General features: G+C 49.4%; 4 protein-coding genes. 1 reads left to right on the plus strand and 3 read right to left on the minus strand.

Annotated elements, in window-relative coordinates:
• Positions 1–147 (minus strand): pyridoxal-phosphate dependent enzyme (locus GF404_06455; GenBank protein ID MBD3381820.1); only part of this gene is annotated, 147 nt, incomplete at its 3' end.
• Positions 148–549: 402 nt separating this feature from the next.
• Between GF404_06455 and GF404_06460 the strand changes: the two genes are divergently transcribed.
• The gene (locus GF404_06460) at positions 550–1,599 is read left to right on the plus strand and encodes a deoxyhypusine synthase (GenBank protein ID MBD3381821.1); all 1,050 of its coding nucleotides are present in this window, start codon (positions 550–552) and stop codon (positions 1,597–1,599) included.
• Here GF404_06460 and GF404_06465 read toward each other — a convergent pair whose 3' ends face one another.
• Both GF404_06465 and trkA read right to left on the minus strand, forming a co-directional pair.
• Positions 1,600–3,054 (minus strand): TrkH family potassium uptake protein, encoded by a 1,455-nt coding sequence (locus tag GF404_06465; GenBank protein ID MBD3381822.1) that lies wholly within the window; start codon positions 3,052–3,054, stop codon positions 1,600–1,602.
• 6 nt (positions 3,055–3,060) lie between these two features.
• Complete coding sequence (gene trkA, locus GF404_06470; protein ID MBD3381823.1) at positions 3,061–4,410, minus strand: Trk system potassium transporter TrkA; 1,350 nt, start codon at positions 4,408–4,410, stop codon at positions 3,061–3,063.
• Positions 4,411–4,817: the final 407 nt, after the last annotated feature.

Genomic DNA, 4,817 nt, shown 5'->3' on the forward strand with positions numbered 1-4,817 from the left:
AAGCGCCATACGATCCTTGACTGAGCCGGTCAGGTTGAAATACTCCAGCTTGGCCCAGACATTGACACCGTTGCCGTTGGTCATATGTTTGACCCTTGCCAGCGGTGTATTGCCGATCAGTTTGAGAACATCTTCAGAAGTTTTCATATCATCACCTCGCCTATATGCAATATGTCCATTCCGGATAACAATCAGAGACAATACAGGACTATTATTATCTGTTTTCGTAATAACGTTCGAATCAAAGAATTGTGCCGTTTAATTTTGCAAAAATATGCATAAAGACGGCAGGTTGCTTTGGTCAGTCCGATGACGGTATTAACTTAGCCCGGATTTGTCAGGAGCTTGTTAGGATATATAACCTGTTGTTTTGCAGTCAGATAAATCAACACCGGGCTTTTTAGACAGATTACAATTATTAATTATCTGAGTATACAATTGCAAGTGAGGTGCCGGAGATGGAAGTTGCCTTCCATAAAAAGCATATTGTGTAAACGCCACAAAAACTATATATAGAACGGTGAAAAAATGTAACCTAAGAGGTAAAAAATGAAAAAGCATGATAAAGTAGAAGCTATCGAGGTTCGGAAAGGGCGTAAAATCTCCGCACTGATGGAGGCGATGGCTAAAACCGGATTCCAGGGCAAAAGCCTGGCAACCTCAGTCGAAGTCTTCGAAAAAATGATCACCGATCCGAAGACCACGATCCTGTTCGGCTACGCCGGCTCGCTTTCGACTACCGGACAATGGAAGATCATCAACTGGTTTCTGAAGAACCATTTTATCGATATACTCGTGCCGACCGGAGCAAATATTTCTGAGGATATAGTCGAAGCGATGGGTTACGCCTACCTGCAGGGAAGCGCCACTGCCGACAATGAGATGCTCTTCAGCGAGGGTTACAACCGCTATTACGATATCTACGGCTCAGAAAAAGACTACCTGGAGATGACCGAGCTTATCGCCGAATTCATCCTTTCCCTGGATTCCGATCAAAAGTATTCCTCCCGTCAGTTTCTGGCGCAATTCGGAAAATGGCTTAAAAAACGCAAAATTCGTTCGATCGTGACAGTCGCCGCAGAAAACGATATACCAATCTTCTGTCCGGCGATAATCGATTCCCCATACGGCGATGCCGCCCTGATCGCCAAGAGCAAAGGTTTTGACCTCACTCTCGACGGCATCAAGGACTATATCGAATTCATGCAACTGGCCGAACGGGTCAAGGATACCGGTGTGGTCTATATCGGTGGCGGTGTGCCCAAGGATTTCATCCAGCTCTTCGCGGTCACCGGCGATTTATTATACGAGGATCGCAAGATCCCCAAACGCAAGGCGCAGACCCGCAAGCTGACCGATGAAACCTATTACCCGCACAAGTACGCGGTCCAGATCACAACCGATTCACCGCAATGGGGCGGGTTGTCGGGCTGTACTTTCGATGAGGCGGTATCATGGGGCAAAGAAGACCCAAGGGGCAAATATGTCCAGTGCTACTGCGAGGCGACTATCGCCCTGCCGATTATCGCTCATGCCTTAGCAGAGAGAGTCACAACCAAACGTGAGGGCCGACAACTGGCGAAGTTCTTCAAGGATTGATCATTTTTTCCAGAAGCCGGGTAGAAATAAAACCAGGACTGTAAACAGCTCCAGCCTGCCGACGATCATCAGAATCGACAGCACGATCTTGCCGACAGCGGGTATCACGGCGTAGTTCTCTGTCGCGCCGACCACACCGAAGCCGGGACCGATATTTGCAAAGCAGGCGATCGAAGCGGAGAAAGCGGATAGTATCGGAGTCTCCTGATCCGGAATCAGGGTACTCATCACCAACGATCCGATCAAAAACAAGGCTATATAGACAACAAAAAACGCCAGCACTTCCCTGACCACATCCTCTCCCACCGGGCGTTTGCCCAGCTTGACCGCCCGTACGGCGTGGGGTTGAAATGAATTCATGATCGTGTTAAAAGCGGCCTTGGCCAGGATAATCACCCGCGATACCTTCATCCCGCCCCCGGTCGAACCTGCTGAACCGCCGATAAACATCAGGACCACCATCAGAAGTTTCGACAGCGAGGGATACAGATTCGAATCCTCGGTTCCGAAACCGGTCGTCGTACACATCGAGACCGCCTGGAAAACCGGTTTTATGATATTATCCAGGGTAGTCTGATGAAGCCCCCATGTATTAGCCAAAATCAATGCAGAAAAAACTGCCAGTATCCCTAAATAAGTTCGCAGTTCATAATCGCGTACAGCATCGTTAAATTTGCGCCTCAGAATCAGGTAATAAAGCGAGAAATTGACTCCTGCCAGAATCATGAAAACCGTAATGATAATCTCGATCACGGGATCGTTGTAGTAAGCAATCGATTCATTGCGGGGCGAGAATCCGCCCGTAGCCATACAGGCCAGAGAATGACAGATAGAATCGTAGAAACTCATTCCTGCCATCATCAGGCAGACGGTCTCGACCGCGGTAATGACAGCATATATCGCCCACAGCATCCCGGCAGTCTGTTTGAGCTTGGGTTTGAGGCCGTCGGAAATCGGCCCGGGGACTTCCGATTTGAACATATGCTTGGCACCGATTCCGAGCTGTGGCAGAATCGCGATAAACAGCACGATAATACCCATACCGCCCAGCCATTGTGAAAGCGCTCGCCAATAAATTAAGGCGCGCGAGACAGAATTCAAATCAGTGATCGCGGTCGCCCCGGTGGTAGTAAACCCGGAAACCGCCTCGAAGAAGGCATCGACCGGATTCAATACGCCCTCGAGCACAAACGGCACCGCGCCCAGAATCGAAACCGCGAACCATCCCAGACCAACCACCGCGATAGCTTCCCTGGCATGAAGCGCGTCGATATTCTTGTCGCCCAGAAAACGCAGTCCCAACCCGACAGCAATGCAGAGCAGAGTCGAAACCGCCATGATTATTACAGTGTCGGTAGAATCTAAAAACACGGCCCAGATAATCGAGGTAGCCATAAACAGACCGCATCCCACCAGAAGAAGGCTCAGAAAATATGCTACTGCACGGTAATTCATGACAAATCAGACCGAGAACAATTTTTCTATTTTGGGGCGAACATTGGGTGTGGTGAAAAGGATTACAGTGTTGCCGGGTTCGATTACATCTTCACCGCTGGGGATAATCACGCCGGCCTCGGAAGCCAGCGCGCCGACAATCGCCCCCTTGGGAAACTTGACTTCTTTTAACGGTTTGCCGACCGCCTTGGATTTATCTGATGCCACCAGTTCGATTATCTCGGCTTTGCCACCTTCCAGGATCGAAACTCCGATGATCTCCCCCCGACGGACATACTTCAGAATCTGGTTGGCCGCCACCAGACGAGGTGACACAGTGGCATCGATACCGACCTGTTCATAGAGTTCCTGGTAGGCCGGTTTATGCACCAGCACTATCGCCTTACGAGCGCCCAGTTTCTTGGCGATCAAACCGGACAGAAGGTTGATCTCTTCCCCGTGAGAGACCACCGAGACGAGCGCATCGCAAGTGGAGATTCCGAGTTCTGCCAGAAGATGCATATCGGTACCGTCGCCGTTGACCACCAGGACATTATCGAGCTCCTCGGATAACTTACGGCAGATCGACTTGTCCCTTTCAATCAGGGTGATATCGATATTCTCTTTTTGCATCGAACGTGCGATCGAAAAGCCGATATTGCCACCCCCCACGATCACCACTTTGCGTGCCGAGCCCCGTTTCTTTTTGCCGAACAGGTTCTCGACCTGCGGGATAGTATCGACCTGCCCGATTACAAATAGCTCGTCATTGAGAAGCAGTTCGTCCTCGCCTGAAGGTACGATCAGCTTGTCGTCACGCAGGATCGCCGCCACCAGGGAATTGCGGGGCATCGCCAGATCCTTCAGCTTTTTACCGACCGCCTTGAGTTGTTCATCGAGTGGAAGCTGGATCAGTTCGATCCGATTCTGGGCATAGTTTTCAACCATCACCGCCCCGATCGACCGGATCTGTTTTAAAAATTCATTGGCGGCCAGAAGATGAGGCGAGATCACCATATCGATTCCGAGCACATCGTGGTAAAACCCGGTCTCGCCCTCGATATAATCCTGAGTCGATACCCGCGCAATCACTTTCTTTGCGCCCAGTTGTTTGGCTGTATAAGTGCACAGCAGGTTTACCTCTTCATCGTCGGTGACCGCGATCAAAAGATCGGCTTTGCCTGCTTCGGCTTTACGAAGGGTTGCAAGCGATCCGCCCGGACCGGTCAATGCCAGCACATCCATCAGTTCCTCGGCTTCAGCCAGGGCGGCCGAGGATGAGTCTATGATCGTGACGTTATGTTTTTCTTTTGATAAGTAGAGGGCGATATGCTTGCCGACTTCGCCCATACCCACAACGACTATATTCATATATATATCCTGTTAATTTGAGAGGAACTTATATTGGCATATCCCGCATGTCAATTAAATAAATCCTGCGCAGGATGATTGGGTTTCGATACTTGAGCGTTGTGGTTTAGTTATTTCATCGGCTGTTTCAGATACAAATTGACTGCACATTCTCGAACAGGTTATAACACTTGATGTAAGGGTAGATATGCGTCTCGGGTCAAAGCTCTCTATGGATGTTTGATATAATGTACTGAGTCAGGAGTCCCCTCCTGAGGTTTCTCAAATCTCTGTGGAGATTTGAGTTACTGTTATCCTACTGATTATTTGTTTTTTCGATCAGGTTGTAGCGTTTGATATAACGGGCGATAAGCTCGGCTACATAGACATGACCGCGTTCGTTGTAGTGGATATAGTCTTTAAGCTCTGGATCA

The sequence above is a fragment of the Candidatus Zixiibacteriota bacterium genome (assembly GCA_014728145.1).
GTDB lineage: Bacteria > Zixibacteria > MSB-5A5 > JAABVY01 > JAABVY01 > WJMC01.

Coding starts and splice junctions, on each gene's coding strand:
- GF404_06460 (MBD3381821.1), top strand. CDS start 550: ATGAAAAAGCATGATAAAGTAGAAGCTATCGAGGTTCGGAAAGGGCGT.
- GF404_06465 (MBD3381822.1), bottom strand. CDS start 3,054: ATGAATTACCGTGCAGTAGCATATTTTCTGAGCCTTCTTCTGGTGGGA.